21 protein-coding genes are annotated in these 23126 nt (G+C 69.5%); 15 read left to right on the top strand and 6 right to left on the bottom strand.

Annotation, left to right across the window (positions count from 1 at the left end):
• Nucleotides 1–62: 62 nt before the first annotated feature.
• The 9 genes from ACWDU4_RS10300 (at nt 63) to ACWDU4_RS10260 (ending at nt 8298) form a co-directional block, all read left to right on the top strand.
• On the top strand, nt 63–731 hold the full coding sequence (locus ACWDU4_RS10300) for a helix-turn-helix transcriptional regulator (protein ID WP_450113802.1): 669 nt from the start codon (nt 63–65) through the stop codon (nt 729–731).
• Between the two features lie 107 nt (nt 732–838).
• Complete coding sequence (gene sufB, locus ACWDU4_RS10295) at nt 839–2293, top strand: Fe-S cluster assembly protein SufB (protein ID WP_450113792.1); 1455 nt, start codon at nt 839–841, stop codon at nt 2291–2293.
• Nucleotides 2293–3513: a Fe-S cluster assembly protein SufD gene (gene sufD / locus ACWDU4_RS10290; RefSeq protein WP_450113791.1), complete on the top strand. Its 1221-nt coding sequence runs from the start codon at nt 2293–2295 to the stop codon at nt 3511–3513. The genes sufB and sufD overlap by 1 nt, the downstream gene beginning before the upstream one ends.
• A gap of 49 nt (nt 3514–3562) precedes the next feature.
• Nucleotides 3563–4369: a Fe-S cluster assembly ATPase SufC gene (gene sufC / locus ACWDU4_RS10285; RefSeq protein WP_450113790.1), complete on the top strand. Its 807-nt coding sequence runs from the start codon at nt 3563–3565 to the stop codon at nt 4367–4369.
• 4 nt (nt 4370–4373) lie between these two features.
• On the top strand, nt 4374–5678 hold the full coding sequence (locus ACWDU4_RS10280; protein WP_450113789.1) for a cysteine desulfurase: 1305 nt from the start codon (nt 4374–4376) through the stop codon (nt 5676–5678).
• A 1-nt stretch (nt 5679) separates the two neighbouring features.
• Nucleotides 5680–6189: a Fe-S cluster assembly sulfur transfer protein SufU gene (gene sufU / locus ACWDU4_RS10275; RefSeq protein WP_450113788.1), complete on the top strand. Its 510-nt coding sequence runs from the start codon at nt 5680–5682 to the stop codon at nt 6187–6189.
• A complete protein-coding gene (locus ACWDU4_RS10270) occupies nt 6186–6590 on the top strand; it encodes a metal-sulfur cluster assembly factor (RefSeq protein WP_450113787.1) in 405 nt (134 codons plus the stop codon). Before sufU ends, ACWDU4_RS10270 begins: the two co-directional genes overlap by 4 nt.
• Before the next feature lie 101 nt (nt 6591–6691).
• The gene (locus ACWDU4_RS10265) at nt 6692–7843 is read left to right on the top strand and encodes an NAD(P)-dependent alcohol dehydrogenase (RefSeq protein ID WP_450113801.1); all 1152 of its coding nucleotides are present in this window, start codon (nt 6692–6694) and stop codon (nt 7841–7843) included.
• The gene (locus ACWDU4_RS10260; protein ID WP_450113786.1) at nt 7840–8298 is read left to right on the top strand and encodes a DUF4334 domain-containing protein; all 459 of its coding nucleotides are present in this window, start codon (nt 7840–7842) and stop codon (nt 8296–8298) included. The genes ACWDU4_RS10265 and ACWDU4_RS10260 overlap by 4 nt, the downstream gene beginning before the upstream one ends.
• A 52-nt stretch (nt 8299–8350) precedes the next feature.
• Here ACWDU4_RS10260 and ku read toward each other — a convergent pair whose 3' ends face one another.
• Nucleotides 8351–9193: a non-homologous end joining protein Ku gene (ku, locus tag ACWDU4_RS10255; protein ID WP_450113785.1), complete on the bottom strand. Its 843-nt coding sequence runs from the start codon at nt 9191–9193 to the stop codon at nt 8351–8353.
• A gap of 59 nt (nt 9194–9252) precedes the next feature.
• Between ku and ligD the strand changes: the two genes are divergently transcribed.
• Together ligD and ACWDU4_RS10245 are read left to right on the top strand one after the other, a co-directional pair.
• On the top strand, nt 9253–11139 hold the full coding sequence (gene ligD, locus ACWDU4_RS10250) for a non-homologous end-joining DNA ligase (protein ID WP_450113784.1): 1887 nt from the start codon (nt 9253–9255) through the stop codon (nt 11137–11139).
• Nucleotides 11140–11266: 127 nt separating this feature from the next.
• Nucleotides 11267–12076, top strand: a complete 810-nt coding sequence (locus ACWDU4_RS10245; protein WP_450113783.1) for a metal-dependent hydrolase — start codon at nt 11267–11269, stop codon at nt 12074–12076.
• Here ACWDU4_RS10245 and ACWDU4_RS10240 read toward each other — a convergent pair.
• Nucleotides 12039–13091 carry a TIGR03617 family F420-dependent LLM class oxidoreductase gene (locus ACWDU4_RS10240; RefSeq protein WP_450113782.1) on the bottom strand — a complete coding sequence of 351 codons (1053 nt, stop codon included), beginning with the start codon at nt 13089–13091 and terminating at the stop codon, nt 12039–12041. The two genes, ACWDU4_RS10245 and ACWDU4_RS10240, sit on opposite strands and share 38 nt — an antisense overlap.
• A complete protein-coding gene (locus tag ACWDU4_RS10235) occupies nt 13088–14227 on the bottom strand; it encodes a lycopene cyclase family protein (protein ID WP_450113781.1) in 1140 nt (379 codons plus the stop codon). Before ACWDU4_RS10235 ends, ACWDU4_RS10240 begins: the two co-directional genes overlap by 4 nt.
• Nucleotides 14228–14312: 85 nt before the next feature.
• On the opposite strand from ACWDU4_RS10235, the gene ACWDU4_RS10230 reads away from it, so the two are divergent.
• From ACWDU4_RS10230 to ACWDU4_RS10220, 3 genes are all read left to right on the top strand, one after another.
• Nucleotides 14313–14663: a DUF1622 domain-containing protein gene (locus ACWDU4_RS10230; protein WP_450113780.1), complete on the top strand. Its 351-nt coding sequence runs from the start codon at nt 14313–14315 to the stop codon at nt 14661–14663.
• 66 nt (nt 14664–14729) lie between these two features.
• Nucleotides 14730–16361 (top strand): ABC-F family ATP-binding cassette domain-containing protein, encoded by a 1632-nt coding sequence (locus ACWDU4_RS10225; RefSeq protein ID WP_450113779.1) that lies wholly within the window; start codon nt 14730–14732, stop codon nt 16359–16361.
• Between the two features lie 97 nt (nt 16362–16458).
• On the top strand, nt 16459–16686 hold the full coding sequence (locus ACWDU4_RS10220; protein WP_450113778.1) for a helix-turn-helix domain-containing protein: 228 nt from the start codon (nt 16459–16461) through the stop codon (nt 16684–16686).
• A 53-nt stretch (nt 16687–16739) separates the two neighbouring features.
• On the opposite strand, the gene ACWDU4_RS10215 is transcribed toward ACWDU4_RS10220, so the two are convergent.
• The 3 genes from ACWDU4_RS10215 to acnA form a co-directional block, all read right to left on the bottom strand.
• Nucleotides 16740–18371, bottom strand: coding sequence for an NAD(P)-binding protein (locus tag ACWDU4_RS10215; protein ID WP_450113777.1), 1632 nt, complete (start codon nt 18369–18371; stop codon nt 16740–16742).
• Between the two features lie 94 nt (nt 18372–18465).
• Nucleotides 18466–19032: a TetR/AcrR family transcriptional regulator gene (locus tag ACWDU4_RS10210; protein ID WP_450113776.1), complete on the bottom strand. Its 567-nt coding sequence runs from the start codon at nt 19030–19032 to the stop codon at nt 18466–18468.
• 99 nt (nt 19033–19131) lie between these two features.
• Entirely contained in the window at nt 19132–21930 is a 2799-nt protein-coding gene (acnA, locus tag ACWDU4_RS10205) for an aconitate hydratase AcnA (protein ID WP_450113775.1), read from the bottom strand.
• A 355-nt stretch (nt 21931–22285) separates the two neighbouring features.
• On the opposite strand from acnA, the gene ACWDU4_RS10200 reads away from it, so the two are divergent.
• Nucleotides 22286–22801 (top strand): Rv1476 family membrane protein, encoded by a 516-nt coding sequence (locus tag ACWDU4_RS10200; RefSeq protein ID WP_450113774.1) that lies wholly within the window; start codon nt 22286–22288, stop codon nt 22799–22801.
• The last annotated feature ends 325 nt before the right edge of the window (nt 22802–23126 follow it).

Below are 23126 nucleotides of genomic sequence, written 5' to 3'. Positions count from 1 at the left end.
GCGAAAGCGCAGGTCCTGCGCCTGTTGCCGCGTCTCGTTCGGCGCTGCCGTCGGGCACCGCGATGGGTCACGAGGGTCACACCCGCGCGGCCGTCGTCAAGCTGCTGCTCGAACAGGGGCCGATCACCGCCACCGAGATCGGCGCCGAGCTGGGTCTGAGTGCCGCCGGGGTGCGTCGTCACCTCGAGGCGCTGATCGACGCCGGTGAGGCCCGTGCGACGCGGTCGGCGAGCTGGCAGCAGAAGGGGCGGGGCCGGCCGGCCAAGCAGTTCCAGCTCACGGCCGCGGGCCGCTCGCGGCTCGGGCACTCGTACGACGACCTGGCCGGAGCCGCGATGCGTCAGCTTCGCGAGATCGGCGGCGAGGCGGCGATCGTCGAGTTCGCGCGGCGCCGCGTCCAGACGATCGTCGCCGACATCGATCCCGCAACCGGAGGTGACACCGCCGAGGTGGAGCAGACCGCCGACGCGATTGCCGACGCCTTCACGTCCGCCGGGTTCGCGGCCACCACCCGGCCGGTCGGCAACGGTGTGCAGATCTGCCAGCACCACTGCCCGGTCTCTCACGTCGCCTCCGAATTCCCCGAGCTGTGCGAGGCGGAGACGCAGGCGTTCGCGGAGCTCCTCGGCACCCACGTGCAGCGGCTCGCGACCATCGCCAACGGGGACTGCGCGTGCACCACCCACGTACCTCTGGTCGCACCCGGTGCCGTGCACCAGGAAGCGACCTGACCACCGAGCGACGAACTCCGCCCTCCCACGAACATCGCGTCGTCGGTGCCCAGCCCGCGCCGCGCACGCAACACGACTCACGTAACAAGACTCCGGAAGGAGCTCGCATGACCGTCACCCAGGATCAGGCAGCCGGCCGCCCCGACCAGCCGACCCTGACGCAGGACGAGGCCATCGCCTCGCTCGGCCACTACGAGTACGGCTGGTCCGATGCCGACGTGGCAGGTGCCAGCGCACAGCGTGGCCTGTCCGAGGCCGTCGTGCGGGACATCTCCGCGAAGAAGAACGAGCCCGAGTGGATGCTCGACATCCGGCTCAAGGCGCTGCGGACCTTCGACAAGAAGCCGATGCCGCACTGGGGGTCGAACCTCGAGGGCATCGACTTCGACAACATCAAGTACTTCGTGCGGTCCACGGAGAAGCAGGCCGAATCCTGGGAAGATCTGCCCGAGGACATCAAGAACACCTACGACAAGCTGGGCATCCCGGAGGCGGAGAAGCAGCGTCTCGTCGCCGGTGTCGCGGCGCAGTACGAGTCCGAGGTCGTCTACCACCAGATCCGCGAGGACCTCGAGGCCCAGGGCGTGATCTTCCTGGACACCGACACCGGGCTGCGTGAGCACCCGGAGATCTTCAAGGAGTACTTCGGCTCCGTGATCCCGGCCGGGGACAACAAGTTCTCGGCGCTGAACACCGCGGTGTGGTCGGGCGGCTCGTTCATCTACGTGCCGCCGGGCGTGCACGTCGACATCCCGTTGCAGGCCTACTTCCGGATCAACACCGAGAACATGGGCCAGTTCGAGCGGACCCTGATCATCGTCGACGAGGGTGCCTCCGTGCACTACGTCGAGGGTTGCACCGCGCCGATCTACAAGTCCGACTCGCTGCACTCGGCGGTCGTCGAGATCATCGTCAAGAAGGGCGGCCACTGCCGCTACACGACGATCCAGAACTGGTCGAACAACGTGTACAACCTGGTGACCAAGCGCACCAAGGTCGACGCGGGCGGGTCGATGGAGTGGATCGACGGCAACATCGGCTCGAAGGTCACGATGAAGTACCCGGCCGTGTGGATGATGGGCGAGCACGCCCGCGGCGAGGTGCTCTCCGTGGCGTTCGCCGGCGAGGGCCAGCACCAGGACACCGGCGCGAAGATGCTGCACCTGGCGCCGCACACGTCCTCGACGATCGTGTCGAAGTCCGTCGCCCGCGGCGGTGGCCGTGCCTCCTACCGTGGCCTGGTCCAGGTCAACAAGGGCGCGCACGGCTCGAAGTCGACCGTCAAGTGCGACGCGCTGCTGGTCGACCAGATCTCCCGGTCGGACACCTACCCGTACGTCGACATCCGCGAGGACGACGTGTCGATGGGTCACGAGGCGACCGTGTCGAAGGTCTCCGACGACCAGTTGTTCTACCTGATGAGCCGCGGCCTCACCGAGGACGAGGCAATGGCAATGGTGGTGCGCGGCTTCGTGGAGCCGATCGCCAAGGAGCTGCCGATGGAATACGCCCTCGAGCTCAACCGCCTGATCGAACTGCAGATGGAAGGGGCCGTGGGTTAGTGGCCAACGCAAGCGAGGCGACGGGCGTGAAGGCTGCCGTCGCCGGTGAGAACCCTGCGACGAATGCGCAGGCGGCGCCAGCCACCAATAAGGGCGAGGTCTTCACGTCGTTCGATGTGAATGCGTTCGAGGTGCCCGCCGGTCGCGACGAGGCGTGGCGGTTCACCCCGCTGCGCAGGCTGCGTGGCCTGCACGACGGCTCTGCGGTCCGCTCCGGTTCCGCGACCGTCGAGGTGACGGCGGTGGACGGGGTCACCGTCGAGACGGTCGGCCGCGACGACACCCGGCTCGGTCAGGGCGGTGTCCCGGCGGATCGGGTTGCCGCGCAGGCGTACTCGGGCTTCGAGACGGCCACCGTGGTGACCGTCGGTACCGAACGCGAGATCGCCGACGCGATCAACGTCGTCGTCACCGGTCCCGGCGAGGGACAGGTCGGCTACGGGCACATCCAGATTCGTCTGGAGGCGTTCGCCTCGGCGACCGTGGTGCTCGACCAGAAGGGCAGCGGAACCTACGCGGAGAACGTCGAGTTCGTGCTCGGCGACAGCGCGAAGCTGACCGTGGTCGCGGTGCAGGACTGGGCCGACGACGCCGTGCACGTCGCCGCGCACCACGCCCGCATCGGTCGCGACGCGGTGCTGCGGTACACGGCGGTGACGCTCGGCGGCGACGTCGTCCGCGTCACTCCGGTGGTGAAGTACGACGGTCCCGGCGGCGATGCCGAGCTGCTCGGTCTGTACTTCGCGGACGCCGGCCAGTTCTTCGAGCACCGGCTGCTGGTGGACCACTCTCAGCCGCACTGCAAGTCGAACGTCGTGTACAAGGGCGCGCTGCAGGGCGTCGCCGGCGCCGAGGCGCATCAGCCCGACGCGCACACCGTTTGGGTCGGCGACGTGCTGATCCGTGCCGCGGCCGAAGGCACGGACACCTACGAGATGAACCGCAACCTGGTGCTCACCGATGGCGCCCGCGCGGACTCGGTGCCGAACCTGGAGATCGAGACCGGCGAGATCGTCGGCGCCGGCCATGCCAGCGCCACCGGCCGGTTCGACGACGAGCAGCTGTTCTACCTGCGCTCGCGCGGAATCTCGGAGGAGCAGGCCCGGCGCCTGGTGGTCCGGGGCTTCTTCCACGAGATCATCGAGCGCATCGCCGTCCCCGAGGTGCGCGAGCGCCTCGAAGCGGCCATCGAGGTCGAGCTCGCCGCGGTCGGCGTCTGAATTCCGGCGAGTCAGCCGCCGGCACAACACTTCTCAAAGGACTCATTGAATGACTACCCCCGAAACCCCCGCCGCCGAGCCTTCCGTGCTGGAGATCAAGGATCTGCACGTCCGGGTCGCGCAGACCGACGAGAACGCCGAACCGATCAACATCCTCAAGGGTGTGAACCTGACGGTGCGGTCCGGTGAGACGCACGCGATCATGGGCCCCAACGGCTCCGGCAAGTCCACCCTCTCCTACGCGATCGCCGGTCACCCCAAGTACGAGATCACGTCCGGCAGCATCACCCTCAACGGTGAGGACGTCCTCGCGATGAGCGTCGACGAGCGGGCCCGCGCCGGCCTGTTCCTCGCGATGCAGTACCCGGTCGAGGTGCCGGGCGTGTCGATGTCGAACTTCCTGCGCACCGCCGCCACCGCCGTCCGTGGCGAGGCACCCAAGCTGCGGCACTGGGTCAAGGAGGTCAAGGAGGCGATGAGCGAGCTGGAGATCGATCCGGCCTTCGGTGAGCGCTCCGTCAACGAGGGCTTCTCCGGTGGTGAGAAGAAGCGCCACGAGATCCTGCAGCTGGGCCTGCTGCAGCCGAAAATCGCGATCCTCGACGAGACGGACTCCGGTCTGGACGTCGACGCGCTGCGGATCGTCTCCGAGGGCGTGAACCGCTACCAGGAGCGTGAGCACGGCGGCGTGCTGCTGATCACGCACTACACGCGGATCCTGCGCTACATCAAGCCGCAGTTCGTGCACGTGTTCGTCGGCGGTCAGGTCGTGGAGTCGGGCGGCCCCGAGCTGGCCGACGAGCTCGAGGCCAACGGCTACGTCCGCTTCACCCAGGCAGCGACGGCGGGAGCCTGATTCCATGACCAGCACCGTGCGCGCGCTCGACGTCACGAGCATCCGCCGGGACTTCCCGATCCTGAGCCGCACGGTGCGGGACGGAAAGCCGCTGGTGTACCTGGACTCCGGGGCCACCTCGCAGCGACCGGTCCAGGTGCTCGACGCCGAGCGTGAGTTCCTCACCACCTGCAACGCGGCCGTGCACCGCGGCGCGCACCAGCTCGCCGAGGAGGCGACCGACGCCTACGAGAACGCCCGGGTGGCGATCGCCCGGTTCGTCGGCGCGGACCCGGACGAGCTGGCGTTCACGAAGAACGCGACCGAGGCGCTCAACCTGGTCACGTACGTGCTCGGCGACGACCGGTTCGATCGGCACGTGGGGCCCGGTGACGAGATCGTGATCACCGAGCTCGAGCATCACGCGAACCTGGTGCCGTGGCAGGAGCTGGCCCGCCGGACGGGCGCGACGCTGCGCTGGTACGGGGTGACGGACGACGGCCGGATCGACCTCGACTCGCTGGAGTTGAGCGAGAACGTCAAGGTCGTCTCGTTCACCCACCAGTCGAACGTGACCGGCGCCGTTGCGCCGGTCGAGGAGCTGGTGCGGCGGGCGCGGGCGGTCGGTGCGCTGGTGGTTCTCGACGCGTGCCAGTCGGTGCCGCACATGCCGGTCGACTTCCACGCCCTCGACGTCGATTTCGCGGCGTTCTCCGGACACAAGATGCTGGGCCCGTCCGGGGTCGGCGTGCTGTACGGCAAGCGGGAGCTGCTGGCGGCGATGCCGCCGTTCATCACCGGCGGGTCGATGATCGAGACGGTCACGATGGAGGCGACCACCTATGCGGCGCCGCCGCAGCGGTTCGAGGCAGGCGTGCCGATGACCTCGCAGGTGGTCGGGCTCGGTGCGGCCGTGGAGTACCTCGAGGCGATCGGGATGGACGCCGTCGCGGCCCACGAGCACGAACTGACCGAGCTGGCGCTGGACCTGCTCGGCGCGATGCCCGGGGTCCGGATCGTCGGACCCGTGACCGCCGAGAATCGTGGTGGCGCGGTGTCGTTCGTCGTCGACGGTATCCACGCCCACGACCTGGGCCAGATCCTCGACGACGAGGGCGTGGCGATCCGGGTCGGGCACCACTGCGCGTGGCCGCTGCACCGGCGGTTCGGAATCGCGGCGACCGCGCGGGCGTCGTTCGCGGTCTACAACACCGCCGAGGAGGTGCACGCCCTCGCCGCCGCGATCCGGCGGGCGCAGGAGTTCTTCGGCACCCACCAGGTTCTCGAGCCGCTGCGCGAGGACGACGGCACGATCGACGGGGCGTCCTGACATGCGGATGGAGCAGATGTACCAGGAGGTGATCCTGGACCACTACAAGCACCCACACGGCCGAGGACTACGCGAACCGTTCGGCGCCGAGGTGCATCACGTCAACCCGACGTGCGGGGACGAGATCACGTTGCGGGTCGCGATCACCGACGACGGTCGCGTGGGTGACGTGTCGTACGACGGTCAGGGCTGCTCGATCAGTCAGGCCGCGACATCGGTGCTCACCGACCAGGTGACCGGCATGGCGGTGACCGACGCGCTCGACGTGGTCGAGGCGTTCAACGAGATGGTCACCAGCCGCGGCACCGTCGAGGGCGACGAGGAGGTGCTCGGCGACGGCATCGCGTTCGCGGGTGTCGCGAAGTATCCGGCGCGTGTGAAGTGTGCGCTGCTGGGATGGATGGCATTCAAGGACGCCGTTGTTCAGATAGTTGATACCGAGGACGCGCCTGCGGCCTCGGGTGACGGGGCCGGCACCGTGCCGGCGGTGACCGGAGGATCTGCATCATGACCGAAACCCAGGCGGGCACGCCCGACGAGGCCGTCGCGACCGACACGACGCCGGCGCAACCGGCGGTCGAGCTGACCCCGGAACAGCAGGCATTCGTGGACGACCTCGAGGAGGCGATGCGCGACGTCGTCGACCCCGAACTCGGCATCAACGTCGTCGATCTCGGCCTGGTCTACGGCATCGCCGTGGACGACGAGTCGGTCGCGACGATCGACATGACGCTGACGTCCGCGGCCTGCCCGCTGACCGACGTCATCGAGGAGCAGGCCCGCGGTGCGCTGGTCAAGAGCGGCCTCGTCGAGGAACTGAAGATCAACTGGGTCTGGATGCCGCCGTGGGGTCCGGACAAGATCACCGAGGACGGCCGCGAGCAGCTTCGGGCGCTCGGTTTCACCGTCTGACGCACCCCTCCCGGAAAACCCCGCCGACCCCCTGTATCGGCGGGGTTTTCGCGTCTACACTCGCGCAGGAAGTTAATCACGATTCTCATCCGGTGTCGACGATGGCGGGCGAGTGCGGACCTTCGGGGGTGTGGGTGGGAACACGAGCACGTGCGGCGGTGCTTAGCGGATTCGGCGACCCGTTCGAGATCAGGGACGTCGAGGTCGACGCCCTGCAGGAGGACGAGGTCCTGGTACGGATCGCCGGGGTCGGCATCTGTCACACCGACCTGACCGCCGCTGCCGGCAGCATCCCGATCCCGGTGCCGGCCGTACTCGGTCACGAAGGTGCCGGGGTGGTCGAGGCGGTCGGCACCGAGGTCGACACGCTCGCACCCGGCGACCGGGTCGTGCTGAGCTACTCCGCGTGCCGCGGCTGCCGCAACTGCGACGAGGGCCGCCCCGCCTACTGCGAGCACTTCGCGGTCCTGAACCACTCGGGCCGGCGACCCGACGGCACCACCACACTGCGCCTGGACGGGACTGCACTGCACGGCAACTGGTTCGGGCAGTCGTCGATGGCCACCCGAGCCGTCGTCCGTGCCGCCGACGCCGTCCGGGTCGACGGTGATCTGCCGATCGAACTCCTCGGACCGCTGGGCTGCGGTGTCCAGACCGGTGCCGGGGCGGTGCTGCGCGTGCTGCGTCCGCGGCCGGGCGCCTCGATCGTGGTGTTCGGCGCCGGTGCGGTCGGTCTCGCCGCGGTGCTGGCCGCGGTGGTCGCCGAGTGCGCGACGATCGTGGTCGTCGACCCGGTGCCCGCACGCCGTGAACTGGCACTCGCCCTCGGCGCGAGCACCGTGATCGACAGCGCGGAACCGAATCTGGCGCGCCGGATTCGCGCGGTGACCGACGGCGGAGCCGACCACAGCGTCGACACCGTCAGCACCGCCGAGGTGCTCGGCACCGCGGTGTCGGTGCTGCGCTCGCCCGGCAGCTGCGCGACCGTCGGCCTGCGCGGACAGCGGAACCCGGTCACGCTCGACCAATCCGCACTCCTGCTGGGGCGCAGTGTCACCGGCGTGATCGAGGGCGACGCCGACCCACAGCAGTTCATCCCCGAGCTGATCTCGTTGTGGCGGGCAGGCAGGTTCCCCTTCGAGAAGCTGATCACGACGTTCGCGTTCGACGACCTCGCCGCCGCGCTGGACGCCGCCCGTTCCGGTGCGGCGGTCAAGGCGGTCCTCACGTTCACTCAGGAAGGTGCATCATGACTGTTCACGACCATGTCGAGAAGCTGCTCGCGGCGGAGACCGTGGATCCGCGGGAGCTGGACCGGCTGTGGGACGAACTGCCGGTGGTCCGGGTCGACGAGCTGTCGGGGAGCTGGCGCGGTCGCGGCATGCGGACCGGGCACCGCACCGGCCGGTTGCTCGACCGGACACGCTGGTACGGCAAGACGTTCGGCTCCCGGTTCGACGTGCAGCCGCTGATCTGCCGCGACGCGGACGGGAACCTGTTCTCCGACGTCGAGGCGGGCAACGGCGAGGCGAGCCTGTGGATGGTCGAGTTCCGGGGCGAGTCGACCGCGACGATGGTCTACGACGGGATGCCGGTGTTCGACCACTTCAAACGGGTCGGCCCCGACACCCTGCTCGGGGTGATGAACGGCAAGAACGTCCTCGACGGCGGCGAACACTTCTGGTTCGTCCTCGATCGCGACGACTGACGCTCGACCGTGACGACCGACGCGCGATCCTGACAACCGACGTCTGGGGCCGTCAGCCGGTCTTGGCCTTGCGCCCGGGCGACGCCTTCGTCGGGCCCTTCTTCGCACCGTCGGTCTTCTTGGCCTCGTCGACGCTGCGTTGGAGGGCCGCGACGAGGTCGACGACCTCGGCATCGGCCTCGCGCGCGGCGCCCGACGGCACGGTGACCTTCTCGCCGCCGTTCGCGATGGCCTCGTCGAGAAGCTTCTGGAGCTGGACCTGGTAGTCGTCGGTGTAGGACTCCGGGTGGAAGTCCTCCGACATCGAGTCGACCAGCATGGTGGCCATCGCGAGTTCCTTCTCGCTCGGCGAGGTGCCCTCCTCGAGCGACTCGAATTCCGCGGCGCGGACCTCGTCGGGCCACAGCAGGGTCTGCACCACCAGAATCCCGTCGCGTACCCGCAGTGCCGCCAGCCTGGTGCGTTGCCGCAGGGTGAAATGTACGAGCGCGGTGCGGTCGTTGCCGACGAGTGTCGAGGCCAGCAGGTTGTACGCCTTCGGGGACGCGGAGTCGGGTTCGAGGAAGTAGCTCTTGTCGAACAGGATCGGGTCGATCTGGTCGGAGGGCACGAACTGCAGGACCGGGATCTCGTGCTTCTCGGCGGCTGGGAGCTTGTCGAAGTCCTCGTCGGTGAGTACCACTTGAGCGCCGTCCTCGGACAGGTACGCCTTGTCGATGTCGGCGTACTGGACGATCTCGCCGCACTCGGAGCAGACCCGGTTGTACCTGATGCGTCCGCCGTCCTTGCCGTGGACCTGGTGGAACTTGATGTCGTGGTCCTCGGTGGCGGAGTACACCTTCACCGGGACGTTCACCAGACCGAACGCGATGGAGCCTTTCCATATCGACCGCATCACACCATGATGGTCCATACTCTGGGATCAGGCCAGGTGAAAGCCAAGGGCGGATGCGGATGACTCACAACGCGGCGGTGCGTGTCGGAAACCGGCGCCTGACCCTGACCAACCTCGACAAGGTGCTGTACCCGGAGACCGGCACCACCAAGGCCGAGGTGCTGCAGTACTTCACGGAGGTCGGACCGGTGCTGTTGCCGCTGCTCGCCGGCCGGGCGCTGACCCGCAAGCGGTGGCCCGACGGCACCGCGGCGGAGCCGTTCTTCCAGAAGAACGTCGAGGCGGCGACCCCCGACTGGGTGCCACGGCACACCCTGACCCAGGGCAGGCGCACGGTCGACTACCCGGAGGTCACCGAACTCGCGGCGCTCGTCTACTTCGCGCAGTCCGGGGCACTGGAGTTCCATGTCCCGCAGTGGCGATTCGCGCCCGACGGCAGTCCGGCCGATCCCGACCGTCTCGTGATCGATCTCGACCCGGGGCCGGGTGTCACCCTCGACGAGTGTGCGTCGGTGGCGGTCCGCGTCCGCGAGCGGCTGCGCGCCCGTGGACTGGACGCGTTGCCGGTTACGAGTGGCAGCAAGGGAATTCACCTCTACGCCGGTGTCCCGCCGGGGTGGACGTCGAGGCGGTGCAGCGAGGTCGCGAAGGAGATTGCGCGCGAACTCGAACGGCAGACGCCGGATTCGGTCACCGCGACGATGACGCGGTCGCAGCGGACCGGGAAGGTGTTCGTGGACTGGAGCCAGAACTCGGCCTCCAAGACCACGATTTCGCCGTACTCGCTCCGGGGAACGGCCCGGCCGTATGCGGCGGCCCCACGCACCTGGGACGAGCTCGAGCAGCCGGGCCTGGCGCAGCTGGAGTTCCGTGAGGTGCTGGCCCGGGTGCGGGCGACGGTCGCGCCGGCGGTCGTGCCGAAGCCTGCGCCGGCGGAGGGCCGGTCGGCCACACACGTGCCGACGCCGTCGCCCATGCTGGCCACCGCGACCACCGCGGACGAATTCGCGCGGCGGGCAGACCCCGCGGTGTGGGCGTTCGAGTACAAGCTGGACGGGATCCGGGCGTTGGTGCACTTCGCGTCCGACGCGGATTCCGGGACGAGCTCGGTGCGACTGGTCAGCCGCAACGGCAACGACCTGACCGCCACCTATCCGGAGCTGCTGCAGATCCCGGCCGGGCTGCACGGGCACTCGGGGGTGCTCGACGGGGAGATCGTCGCGTACGGCGCGGACGGCGCGCCGAGTTTCGCGCGGCTGCAGCGGCGGATGGGGCGCAGCAGGCCGCGGGACGTGGCAGCGGTCACGGAGGCGTATCCGGTGGCGCTGCAGGTGTTCGACATCCTCGAACTCGACGGCACCACGCTCGCGGGCAAGTCCTATCGGGACCGGCGCACGGTGCTCGACGCGATCCGGTTCGAGGAGGACGGCCCGTGGCGGCCGACCGAACCGGCTCCCGACGATTTCACGGCCGCGCTCGAGGCCAGCGCCGAACGGCACATGGAGGGACTGGTCGCGAAGCGCCGGGATTCGGCATACCGATCGGGGAGGTCGTCGAACTGGCTCAAGATCAAGCACTTTCGCAGCTGCGAAGTGGTGATCGGCGGTTGGCAGCCGGGGGAGGGCGGTCGCGCCCGGGGGATCGGGTCGTTGCTCCTGGGAATCCCCGACGGAGTGGGCGGGCTCCGTTACGTCGGCAAGGTCGGCAGTGGTCTGACCGGCGCGATCCTGGCGGAACTCGAGGAGGCGGCCGCCGCACTGGCGACGGACGAGGCGCCGTTCGGCGCGATTCCCGCCCCGGATGCACGGTCGGCGCACTGGATGCGTCCGGAACTCGTTGCGGAGGTGCGGTTCTCCGAGGTCACCGGGGACGGCAGGCTGCGGCATCCGGTGTGGCGCGGGCTGCGGCCGGACAAGTCGGTGGCCGACGTCGACGGCCTGTCGTGATCGTGCGCACCGACCCCACGGGCAGGTGTGCGGGTCGTGTCGGTGGCGGTTGATAGATTTCGGTCCGTAGTGGGCGGCTCGCTTCGGGCAGCGCTCTTGTCGTTCTGTCCGAAAGGTTTTCGCTGTCATGGTGATGGGTGCGACCCACGCTGTCTCCGGTGCCGTCGCGGGTCTGCTGGCCGCCCAGGTACTTCCGCCCGAGTGGGGTGGCCCGACGTCCACCGCCGAGGTCTTCACCTTCGCCGGGGTCTGCGCGGGCGCCGCCTTGCTGCCCGACCTCGACACCACGCAGTCGACGGTGGCCCGCTCCTTCGGACCGGCGAGCTGGGTTCTGGCCAAGGGCGTCGACACGGTGTCGCTGGGCTACTACCGGATCACCCGCGGACGGCGCGATCCGAAACGTCGCGGCGGCCACCGGACCCTCACCCACACCGCACTGTTCGCGGTCGCGATCAGTGCGGCGGTGTCGTCGCTGATCGTCGCGTTCGGGCAGCCCGCGATCATCGGCGTCCTGTTCCTGACCCTCGGTCTGGCGTTGCGTGGGCTCGCGGGCGGCTGGGCGAAACGCAACGGCTGGATCGCGGTGACCCTGGTGGCGGGCGTGCTGTCGGCGCTGACATGGACGTGGTACCCGGACGAGGTGGGATCGCGGGCGCTCGGTGTCGCGGTCGGGCTCGGGTGCGCCGTCCACTGCCTCGGCGACGCCGTGACCAAGGAGGGCGTGCCGTTCCTCGCGCCGCTGCTGCCGTGGGGCGGGCGCCGGTGGTGGGAACTGCAGCTGCCGTCGTGGTTGTCGATCCGCGCCGGCGGCACCTTCGAACGGGCGATCCTCGGTCCACTGCTCACCCTCGTCGCGGTCGGCCTGGCACTGTGGGCGCTGGACGGGGTGCCCGCCGCCGTCAGCGACGCGCTGGCGGAGTTCCAGGCGCTGCGCTGACCGCCGAAGCGGTGCCGAGCGCTGCCACGAGGTCGCGGACGTGGCCGAGATCGACGTCGTAGCCGGGGAAGTAGCAGCACACCCGGTCGGCGTGGTCGCCGAATCTGCGCAGGATCTCGGCGGCGCACTGCTCCGGGGTGCCGCGCACGGCGAGGGTGTCGACCAGCGCGTCGTCGACCAGCGCCATCATCTCGGCGATCGCACCCCGCTTCGACAGCGCGTTCAGCGGGTCCTGCAGGTCCGCCCGGCCCTCCACCTCGAGCACCGGACGGTACGCCGGTGTGGACCCGTAGAACGCGAGCAGCGCGCGCACCCCGGTGGTCGCGGCCGAGAGCTCGGCGTCGGTGCGGCCGGTCGCCACGATCACCTGCGGCACGATCTCGAAGTCGGTGCGATCGCGGCCCGCCCGGTCGAGTCCCTGTGCGACCGCGGGCAGCGTTCGCTCGTGGAAGTGCCGCTCGCTGTTGAACGGCATCACCAGCAGTCCGTCCGCGACCTCCGCGGCGGTGCGGGTCATCACCGGTCCGAGCGCGCCGAGCAGGATCGGCGGAGGACCGAACGGGTTCGGCCCGGGCACGAACGTCGGCGGCATCAGCGTGTGGGTGAAGAACTCGCCACGAAAGTCCAACCGCGACCCACCCTCCCAGGCGTCGAGGATCGCCCGCACCGCCAGCACCGTCTCCCGCATCCGGGCGGCGGGCCGCGACCAGGGTGCCGAGTAGCGCTTCTCGATGTGGGGACGGATCTGCGATCCCAGCCCGAGCCGGAACCGGCCACCCGACATCGACTGCAGGTCCCAGGCCGCGTGTGCGAGGTGCATCGGGCTGCGCGGCAGCGCGATCGCGACGTTCGTGGCCAGATCCACGTCGACGACCGGCGCCGCCGCGACCAGCGGGAAGAACACGTCGTGCGGGCCCTCGAACGTGAACAGCCCGGCCACCCCGGTCGCGGCGAGTTCGGCCGCCCGGCGGGCCGCGTCGGCGGGTGCGGCGTCGAGTTGGATCTCGACCTTCATCGGGGTCTCCTCGGGTGGATCGGCAGCGTGGCGCCGATCAGTGTGCGCCGCACCGGCATCGGCGCGCGGCGAAACAACGTCCACATGGTCGCGGACACCGCTCGCGGATCCGTGCGATCGGACAGGTAGGCGCGCTGCGCCGGCGGCGGCAGCGCGAAGAAGCTGTCGAAGAACTCCGGAACCCGGGCCGGTGGCAGCGCGAGCAGGGCCCGCAGCCCGACCTCGCGCAGTGCCCGCACCGCGCGAGCGGGCCGGGGCCACAACGCCTCCACCGGGTCGTCGCCGGCGACCAGGGCGTCCACCACCGCGTCGACCGCCGCGAGCGACGCTGCGACGCTGTAGCCGGTGCCCGGATGCGACAGTCCGGCGCGGGCGCCGAACGCGACCGTGCCCGGTGCCGGGCGTGGCGCCTGAACGGGAAACCGCACCCGCTCCGCCGGGGCGTTCGCGGGCACGGCGACGCCGCGCGCGGCGAGTCGGACCCGAAGTCGTGCCCGCAGCACCGGCAGGGGAAGTGCCGGACGGCCCACCAGACAGGTCTCCTCGAGCAGCACTCGCTCGCCGTCGAGCGGCACCGCGTACAGGAAGGACGGTGACGCGTCCGCGGGGGCGCCGTTGTCGCGGCGCCAATCCATGAAGAGCGCGGCAGCGCCACCGAGCGCAGGCAGCGCGTCGGCGCGGGGGAGGACGACTCCGTACGCCGTCTGTTCGGCGAGTGCGGGGGAGCGGGTGAGACCGCGTGCATCGACGACGGTGCCTGCGCCGACCGTGGTTCCGTCGTCGAGGGTGACGTCGCCGCCGCCGACGACCTGTGCGCGGCCGCGCACCACCCGCACCCCGGTCAGGTCGAGCCCGTTCCGCAGCCCGGCGTTGTCCAGCACCGAGTACTCCCGGTCGAGGGTGCGCGCCCGGCGCGTCCACACGGTCGGGCGCGCGACGCCGGCCCCGATCGCCCCGCTCCCCAGCCACGAGGGCAACTCGTCCGCCCATGCGGCGTAGGTCGGCGTCCAGCACCGGTCCGGTGCGGGGTCGACGGCGACCACGTCGAGACCGGCCGTCGCGGCGCGGTGGGCGAGCGCCCGGCCCGACGGACCCAACCCGACCACGGCGAGGTCGGGGACGCGGCGCTCACTCATGGACGACCACGCTAGCCGCGCCTCCGCGCCCGATCGCGGTGAACCTGCCACGCTGGTGTCAGCCGACCGGGAAGGCAGGGGCCGCATGCAGCTCGAGTCCGTCATTTCCACCGTCGGATCCGTCGTCGACGTCGTCGGGGTCGCGGTCATCGTGATCGGCGCCGCCGTTGCCAGCTGGATCGCGCTGTCCACGAGCCGGACCGCGCCGGGGACGCCCGTGTACGCGCCGTACCGGCGCAACCTCGGCCGGTCGATCCTGCTCGGCCTCGAATTCCTGGTGGCCGCGGACATCATCAAGACCGTCGCCGTCACCCCCACCTTCACCTCGGTCGGCGTGCTCGCGCTGATCGTGCTGATCCGCACGTTCCTGAGCTGGTCGCTGCAGCTGGAGATCACCGGCCGGTGGCCGTGGCAGGAGGAGGCGGGGTCGCGATGAGCGTCACACCCCGGCCGGGGTGACCCCGGCGTGGGCACGCCCGGATCTCCGGTAAGCTGGCTCGTCGTGATTACCGCCACCGACCTCGAAGTTCGTGCCGGTGTGCGAACCCTCCTCTCAGCACCCGGATCCGCCCTGCGTGTGCAGGCCGGTGACCGCATCGGTCTCGTCGGCCGCAACGGCGCCGGCAAGACCACCACGCTGCGCATCCTCGCCGGTGAGGGCGAGCCCTACGCGGGCACCGTCGTCCGCAGTGGTGACCTCGGCTACCTGCCGCAGGACCCCAAGGAGGGCAACCTCGACGTGCTCGCGAAGGATCGGGTGCTGTCGGCGCGGGGTCTCGACGAGATCATCCGCAGCATGGAGAAGCAGCAGGCGATCATGGCGGAGGCCGTCGACGACGACGCCCGCGACAAGGCCGTCCGCAAGTACGGCTCACTCGAGGATCGCTTCGCCGCCCTCGGCGGGTACGAGGCAGAGTCGGAGGCGGCGCGGATCTGCAGCAGCCTCGGCCTGCCCGACCGCGTGCTTGCGCAGCCGCTGCGCACCCTCTCCGGTGGTCAGCGTCGCCGCGTCGAGCTGGCCCGGATCCTGTTCGCGGCCTCCGACTCGTCCGGCGGCAAGTCCAACACCACCCTGTTGCTCGACGAGCCGACGAACCACCTCGACGCGGACTCCATCACCTGGCTGCGCGGCTTCCTGCAGAACCACGACGGCGGCCTGATCGTGATCAGCCACGACGTGGACCTGCTGAACGACGTCGTCAACAAGGTGTGGTTCCTCGACGCGGTGCGCGGCGAGGCCGACATCTACAACATGGGCTGGAAGAAGTACCTCGACGCCCGCGCCACCGACGAGCAGCGCCGCCGCCGCGAACGTGCGAACGCGGAGAAGAAGGCGTCCGCGCTGCGGCAGCAGGCCGCCAAGCTCGGCGCCAAGGCCACCAAGGCGACGGCCGCGCAGAACATGGCCAAGCGCGCCGACAAGCTGATCGCCGAACTCGACGACGTCCGGGTCGCGGACAAGGTCGCGCACATCCGGTTCCCGGAGCCCGCGCCGTGCGGCAAGACGCCGCTGATGGCGAAGGAACTGACCAAGGTGTACGGGTCGCTGGAGATCTTCACCGGCGTCGACCTCGCGATCGACCGCGGCAGCCGGGTCGTCATCCTCGGCCTGAACGGTGCCGGCAAGACCACCCTGCTGAAACTGCTTGCGGGCGTGGAGAAGCCGGATCTCGGTGAGTTGGTGCCCGGGCACGGACTGAAGACCGGGTACTTCGCGCAGGAGCACGACACCCTCGACGACGAGGCGTCCGTGTGGGAGAACATCCGGCACGCCGCACCCGACGCGGGGGAGCAGGACCTGCGGGGTCTGCTCGGTGCGTTCATGTTCACCGGCCCGCAGCTCGAACAGCCGGCAGGCACCCTGTCCGGTGGTGAGAAGACGCGACTGGCCCTGGCCGGGCTCGTGTCGTCGGCGGCGAACGTGCTGCTCCTCGACGAGCCCACCAACAACCTCGACCCGGTCTCGCGTGAACAGGTCCTCGACGCGCTGCGCAGCTACACCGGCGCCGTCGTCCTGGTCACCCACGACCCGGGTGCCGCGGAGGCGCTGAACCCGGAGCGGGTCATCCTGCTGCCCGACGGCACCGAGGACCACTGGTCGCAGGACTACCTGGACCTGATCCAGCTGGCCTGAGCCGTGACGCCGGCGGCGCCGGCACCCCGCCGGGGGACCGATCTGTACTAGCCTGAAGTCCGGAAAGTGATGTGCATCACACTCCGGAGGATCGGTGATGGCAGAGTTCGACGCGGTGCGCAAAGGGGTACGGATATCGGGCGGTGCGCGGGATGCGATGCAGACCGAACTGCGCGACCGGTATCTCGGGGGCGCCAGCATCCGATCTCTGGCCGAGGCGACCGGTCGGTCCTACGGATTCATCCGGACACTGCTCACCGAAGCCGGTGTCGAACTTCGCGGGCGCGGCGGTCCGAACCGACGCCGGGCCGTGCACGGGACCTGAACGCAGTACGCGGCAGGTCCGCCGTGGGGAGGGCCTGCCGCGCAACGGGATTGTCAGCGTCGCGCCAGGAACCTGGCCAGCGTGCGTTCGGCGAGTGCGGTGATTGTGAGTGAGGGATTGACCAGACCCACTGCGCCGGGGGCGAAGGCTCCGTCGACGACGTAGAGGTTGTCGTAGCCGAGGATCGCGCCGTCCATGGTTGCCGCATGGTTCATCACCACGCCACCGAGTCCGTGATACGTGCTCGCCGAGCCGAATCCGACCGCCCGGGAGTAGATCGGTATGCCGCTCAGCGGGCGCCCGTGCCGGATCTCGGCGCGCTCGCGGAAGTGCTCGGCGAATGCGGCCCCGCGGCGGTCGAGCGCGTTGCCCTCCGGATGGGGGTAGTTGAGGACCGCGGCGCCGGTCGCGTGGTCGAAGTCGATGGTGCCCCGCTCGTCGCTGTGCACCTGGATCAGGTTGGTGGTTACGGCTCGTCCGAGCGGCGAGGGCAGCGGGGTCGAGTGGTAGACGATCGACGCCGGACCGCCGGGCAGGTCGTCCTCGTAGAGGCGTCCGAATCCGGGACCGCCCTGGATGTCCCCGTAGTCGTCGGACAGGGCGGTGCGGGCGGTGAGGAAGTCCCCGTTCGCGCCGAAGCCCTCGCCGATGCGCGACGACAGGTTCGGGAGGGTGCCCTTGGCGCGGGCCTCGACGAGCATCCGGGTGGTGTGGAAGGAACCGGCCGCCATGAACAGGTAGTCGGCCTCGGCGGTGACGGTGCGGACTGTGCGCTGCTGGTCGTCGATGACGCGGGCGGTCACCTCGAAACCGCGGCGCCGTGCGCGCGGGCGGATCTCGACCACCTCGTGCATGGCGTTGATGGTGACATTGCCGGTCCGTTCGGCGGCGGGTAGGTAGTTCCGGTCGAGGGAGTTCTTCGCGCCGCTGTTGACCCCGAACCCGAGCTCGCCGTTGGTGACCGAGGCGACCGCTCGTCCCTCGAGCTCGGCGCGCACGATGTCCCAGTCGATGGCGTAGTCGAAGGCGACTGCTTCCCTGCCGTATCGACGCGCGGTCGCCTGCCAGGACCGGGTGCCGATGTAGCGCGGATGGGCCATGATGTCCGCAGGCAACGGCGAGGCGCCGAGCATCGCCTTCGCGCGCGGGTAGTAGGTGGCTGCCAGTTCGGCGAAACCGGCGCCGCCGGGGAAGACCTGCTCGAAGTCCTGCTTGCGGGGGATCGCGGAGAAGGCGCCGAACGCCAGCGAGCCGCCGCCCACCCCGGCGCCGTACACCGAGTCGATCCCGTTGCCCTTCACCCGGTCGAGGAGCCCGGGATAGCGGCCCACCGGGATGCCGACCGAGGCGGTGACGCCGACCGTGTCGCTGAACCACGCCGCTCGGCCGTCCGGGCTGGTGAAGGTGGCAAAGGTGTTGCCGTCGGGGCGGATCGGCCAGTGGCGTCCCCGCTCGAACACCGTGGTCCTGATGCCCGCCTCGCCCAGACGTAGCGCGGCGACCGCTCCGCCGAAGCCGGTTCCGACCACGATCGCGGTTTCCGGCTCGGCTGCCGCGGCGGTCGTGCCAGGTCGCGCGAGCGAGGCGGTACCGAGCGCACCGGCGCCGACGGCCGCCCGTAGAACGGCTCGCCTCGACAGGGACGGAAGCGATGCGGCGGCGGATTGTCCGGTGGGTGAGGTCACGGTCGCGAAAGTAACGCTTTCAACTACATGCCGGTGCACCCACCGTTGTGATCCCCGTCACTCTGCGTGGTGCCGGTGGCCGAGTCGATTGCGATCAGTCCTGCCGCCGCACCGACTCCTCGACGAGATCGAGGACGGCGGAAAGGTTTTCGCCGCCGTGGCCGGAGGCGATCCGGGCGATCAGCCCGTCGAGGACCAGGTCGAGATAGCCGACGAGGACGTCGGTCGGCAGGTCCTCTCGAAGCCGGCCGGCCTCCTTCTGCCGCTGTAGTCGCCCGACGGTGGCCTCGGTGAGCTCGACGCCGCCTTCGCTCCATTCCCGGGCGAACTCGGGATCCGTGCGCAGACGCCGGGAGATCTCCACCCGCGTGGCGAGCCAGTCGAACTCCTCCGGCTTCGCGAGCATGTCCCGCATCACCTGCACCAGACCCTCCTCGGCGGCCACGTCCGCCATCCGGGTCGCGTCCTGCTGTGCCAGCGCGAGGAACAGGCCGTCCTTGTCCTTGAAATGGTGGAAGATCGCACCCCGGGACAGCCCTGTGGCGTCCTCGAGGCGGCGGACGGTCGCACCCTCGTAGCCGTACTCGGCGAAGCAGCGGCGCGCACCGTCGAGGATCTGCCTCCGACGTGCGGCCAGATGGTCCTCACTGACCTTCGGCACAGCCGACATCCTTTCGTACAAAAGGGGGACGGCGGGCCCGAGACGCGAGGTCCCGAGCCCGCCGTCAGCGCACTACGCAGGTCACACGACCGAGACTGATCAGCCCCGGATCATGTTGCGCAGCACGTACTGCAGGATGCCGCCGTTGCGGTAGTAATCCGCCTCACCGGGGGTGTCGATGCGGACGACCGCGTCGAACTCGACCTTGCTGCCGTCGCCCTTGGTCGCGGTGACCTTGACCGTCTTCGGGGTGACGCCTTCGTTGAGCTTCGTGATGCCGGCGATGTCGAAGACCTCGGTGCCGTCGAGGCCCAGCGACGCGGCCGACTGGCCGGCCGGGAACTGCAGCGGCACAACGCCCATGCCGATCAGGTTCGAGCGGTGGATGCGCTCGAACGACTCGACGATGACGGCCTTGACGCCGAGCAGGCTGGTGCCCTTGGCGGCCCAGTCACGCGAGGAACCGGAGCCGTACTCCTTGCCGCCGAGGACGACGAGCGGGATGCCGGCCTTCTGGTAGTTCTGCGAGGCGTCGTAGATGAACGACTGCGGGCCACCCTCGAGGGTGAAGTCGCGGGTGTAGCCGCCCGAGACGTCGTCGAGGAGCTGGTTGCGCAGGCGGATGTTCGCGAACGTGCCGCGGATCATCACCTCGTGGTTGCCACGACGCGAACCGAGCGAGTTGTAGTCCTTGCGCTCGACACCGTTGGCGTCCAGGTACTGGGCGGCCGGGGTGCCGGGCTTGATCGGGCCGGCCGGGCTGATGTGGTCGGTGGTGACCGAGTCGCCGAGCAGGGCGAGCACGCGCGCACCCGAGATGTCGGTGACCGGGGTGGTCTCCATCGTCATGCCGTCGAAGTACGGCGCCTTGCGGACGTAGGTCGACTTCTCGTCCCATGCGAAGGTGTCGCCCTCCGGGGTGGCCAGGTTCTGCCAGCGCTCGTCGCCCGCGAAGACGGAGGCGTAGGACTTGCGGAACATGTCCTGGCTGATCGCCGACTTGATGGTGTCGTCGATCTCCTGCGCGGACGGCCAGATGTCCTTGAGGAAGACGTCGTTGCCGTCCTGGTCCTGACCGAGGGCGTCGACCTCGAAGTCGAAGTCCATGGTGCCGGCCAGCGCGTACGCGATGACGAGCGGCGGGGACGCCAGGTAGTTCATCTTCACGTCGGGGGAGATGCGACCCTCGAAGTTGCGGTTACCGGAGAGCACCGCGGTGACCGACAGGTCGTTCTCGTTGATCGCCTTGGAGATCTCCTCCGGAAGCGGGCCGGTGTTGCCGATGCAGGTGGTGCAGCCGAAACCGCCCAGGTAGAAGCCGAGCTTCTCCAGGTACGGCCACAGGCCGGCCTTCTCGTAGTAGTCGGCGACGACCTGCGAGCCGGGCGCCATGTTGGTCTTGACCCACGGCTTGGTGGCCAGGCCCTTCTCGACCGCGTTGCGGGCGAGCAGTGCGGCACCGATCATCACCGACGGGTTCGACGTGTTGGTGCAGGACGTGATGCCCGCGACCGCGACCGCGCCGTGGTCGAGGACGAACTCGCCACGCTCGGACTTGATCTTCACCGGCTTGCTCGGGCGACCGTGCGAACCGTTGGCGGCCGACGGAACGGTGGCCTCGTCGTTGGCGGTCGACGTCTCGACCGGATCGGACGCCGGGAAGGACTCCTCGACGGCCTCGTCCAGGGCGGAGTGCGCGGCGTCGGCGCCGTTGGTCACGTAGGTCGCGATGTCGCGACGGAACGCGGCCTTCGAGTCCGACAGCAGGATGCGGTCCTGCGGGCGCTTCGGGCCGGCGATCGACGGCACGACGGTGCCGAGGTCCAGCTCGAGGTACTCGGAGTAGGCGGGCTCGTTCGCGGCGTCGTGCCACATGCCCTGCTCCTTGGCGTACGCCTCGACGAGCGCGAGCTGCTCGTCGCTGCGGCCGGTCAGGCGCAGGTAGTTGATGGTCTCGCCGTCGATCGGGAAGATCGCTGCGGTGGAACCGAATTCGGGGCTCATGTTGCCGAGGGTGGCGCGGTTCGCGAGCGGAACCTCGGCGACGCCGGCGCCGTAGAACTCGACGAACTTGCCGACGACGCCGTGCTTGCGGAGCATGTCGGTGACGGTGAGCACGACGTCGGTGGCGGTCACGCCGGGCTGGATCTCACCGGTCAGCTTGAAGCCGACGACGCGCGGGATCAGCATGGAGACCGGCTGGCCGAGCATCGCGGCCTCGGCCTCGATGCCGCCGACGCCCCAGCCGAGCACGCCCAGGCCGTTGACCATCGTGGTGTGCGAGTCGGTGCCGACGCAGGTGTCGGGGTAGGCCTGACCGTTGCGGGTCATGACGGTGGGCGCCAGGTACTCGATGTTGACCTGGTGGACGATGCCCATGCCCGGGGGGACGACCTTGAAGTCGTCGAACGCGCCCTGGCCCCAGCGCAGGAACTGGTAGCGCTCGCCGTTGCGCTGGTACTCGAGGTCGACGTTGCGCTCGAGGGCGTCGGCGCGGCCGAACACGTCGAGGATGACCGAGTGGTCGATGACCATGTCGGCGGGCGAGAGGGGGTTCACCTTGTTCGGGTCGCCGCCGAGGGTGGCGACGGCCTCACGCATGGTGGCGAGGTCGACGACGCAGGGGACGCCGGTGAAGTCCTGCATGATGACGCGGGCCGGGGTGAACTGGATCTCGACGCTCGGCTCGGCCGAGGGATCCCAGTTCGCGATCGCGCGGATGTGGTCGGCGGTGATGTTCGCACCGTCCTCGGTGCGCAGCAGGTTCTCCGCCAGAACCTTCAGTGCATAGGGCAGCTTCTCGGTGCCGGGCACGGCGTTCAGGCGGAAGATCTCGTACGAGTTCTCTCCGACCTCCAGCGTTCCCTTGGCGCCGAACGAATCAATACTGGTGCTCACGTCAGCTCCACTCGTCTTTGAGGTTCGCCGTCGACGGGGCTGTGCCGACGGCAAGCGAGGCTTTCGCGGCGACCAGTCAGGTGTCATGACGGGAAGCTGCCATGTGGTCGACTTGGTCGAGACCGACCCGGTAGGTCGCGCCGAATAACCTCGCGGTGATTCTAACAGTACGCTTGTCCTGTGAAATCTGCGGCATCCGCATGGCCTGCGGGTCGCACACCAGAGATCCTTGTCCGTCGCGACCGCGATCGCAACGCGGGAGCGACATCGCCGGGTTGTCGCGTCGCGGTCCCGTAAGGTGCGGGGCGGTCACCGACCACGCCACCGCCCATTCCCCTGATGCACCGGACGAGAGATGCCTGCCGCTCACACCATCGCGTTCCTCCCGGCGCCCGCCGACATTCCGCCGGGCGTCGACATCGACACCGTCCTCGCGGACCTGGCGGACGACGGCGTTTCCGCGCCCTCCGGCGACGTGGCCGGACTGCAAGCCGTCGTGGCACGGGCGCAGGAGCACGGCCTGAACCTGCGGGTCGTCGTGCTCGCCGAGAACCCCGGGCGGGACTCGCAGTTGCGGGACATCGCCACCGAGGTCGGTGTCCATGACGGCGGCACGGTGCTGGTGCTGAGCCCGAGCTGGGTGGGGACCTACAGCGATTCGTTGCCCCGGGTGAGTGTCGAGGACGCTCAGGACCGCGCCTACACGGGCAACGCGGTGGACTCGGCGAACCAGTTCCTGGACACGGTGATCCAGCCGGACGCGCCGTACGGGTTGATCACGATCGCACTCGTGCTCGTCGTCGGCGGTGGTGCGGCCGCGACCTGGATGCTCCGCACCCGTCGCCTCGGCGCAGGCCGCGCGGACTCCTGAGCGGCCGCCCGGATTTCCGGTCCGTGGGCCGGGTGTCCTGACTCGACTCGCGCCGAGCTGCAATCGGCTCGGCACGCCGGGCCGATCGGCGAAAACGTCACGCGGTAAATCTGTTTCACGCTACGGGCGATTCCCTCCACTACATGCGGCATTTGTACGGTGTAATTACGCATGTGTCGTTTGTGACTGAAGTTTCGTCAGTGCGCGAAGTGTCGTACGGTGCCATTGACGCTTTTGGGGAAGAAGTGTCGCTGTGGGCAGGGTTGCCACGAGAGTGGCCCCTGCACGCCGGAGTCCACGGGTGAGCAGTCCTGTGGTCGCCTTC

Source organism: Rhodococcus sp. NPDC003348 (genome assembly GCF_053589375.1).
The sequence above is the reverse complement of the archived record's forward strand: the minus strand, read 5'-3'. Positions and strand labels throughout refer to the sequence as shown.

Coding starts and splice junctions, on each gene's coding strand:
- sufB (WP_450113792.1), top strand. CDS start 839: ATGACCGTCACCCAGGATCAGGCAGCCGGCCGCCCCGACCAGCCGACC.
- ligD (WP_450113784.1), top strand. CDS start 9,253: ATGACTCACAACGCGGCGGTGCGTGTCGGAAACCGGCGCCTGACCCTG.
- ku (WP_450113785.1), bottom strand. CDS start 9,193: ATGCGGTCGATATGGAAAGGCTCCATCGCGTTCGGTCTGGTGAACGTC.
- ACWDU4_RS10235 (WP_450113781.1), bottom strand. CDS start 14,227: ATGAGTGAGCGCCGCGTCCCCGACCTCGCCGTGGTCGGGTTGGGTCCG.
- ACWDU4_RS10245 (WP_450113783.1), top strand. CDS start 11,267: ATGGTGATGGGTGCGACCCACGCTGTCTCCGGTGCCGTCGCGGGTCTG.
- ACWDU4_RS10230 (WP_450113780.1), top strand. CDS start 14,313: ATGCAGCTCGAGTCCGTCATTTCCACCGTCGGATCCGTCGTCGACGTC.
- ACWDU4_RS10300 (WP_450113802.1), top strand. CDS start 63: ATGGGTCACGAGGGTCACACCCGCGCGGCCGTCGTCAAGCTGCTGCTC.
- ACWDU4_RS10270 (WP_450113787.1), top strand. CDS start 6,186: ATGACCGAAACCCAGGCGGGCACGCCCGACGAGGCCGTCGCGACCGAC.
- ACWDU4_RS10220 (WP_450113778.1), top strand. CDS start 16,459: ATGGCAGAGTTCGACGCGGTGCGCAAAGGGGTACGGATATCGGGCGGT.
- ACWDU4_RS10280 (WP_450113789.1), top strand. CDS start 4,374: ATGACCAGCACCGTGCGCGCGCTCGACGTCACGAGCATCCGCCGGGAC.
- ACWDU4_RS10240 (WP_450113782.1), bottom strand. CDS start 13,091: ATGAAGGTCGAGATCCAACTCGACGCCGCACCCGCCGACGCGGCCCGC.
- ACWDU4_RS10260 (WP_450113786.1), top strand. CDS start 7,840: ATGACTGTTCACGACCATGTCGAGAAGCTGCTCGCGGCGGAGACCGTG.
- ACWDU4_RS10265 (WP_450113801.1), top strand. CDS start 6,692: ATGGCGGGCGAGTGCGGACCTTCGGGGGTGTGGGTGGGAACACGAGCA.
- ACWDU4_RS10200 (WP_450113774.1), top strand. CDS start 22,286: ATGCCTGCCGCTCACACCATCGCGTTCCTCCCGGCGCCCGCCGACATT.
- sufC (WP_450113790.1), top strand. CDS start 3,563: ATGACTACCCCCGAAACCCCCGCCGCCGAGCCTTCCGTGCTGGAGATC.
- sufU (WP_450113788.1), top strand. CDS start 5,680: ATGCGGATGGAGCAGATGTACCAGGAGGTGATCCTGGACCACTACAAG.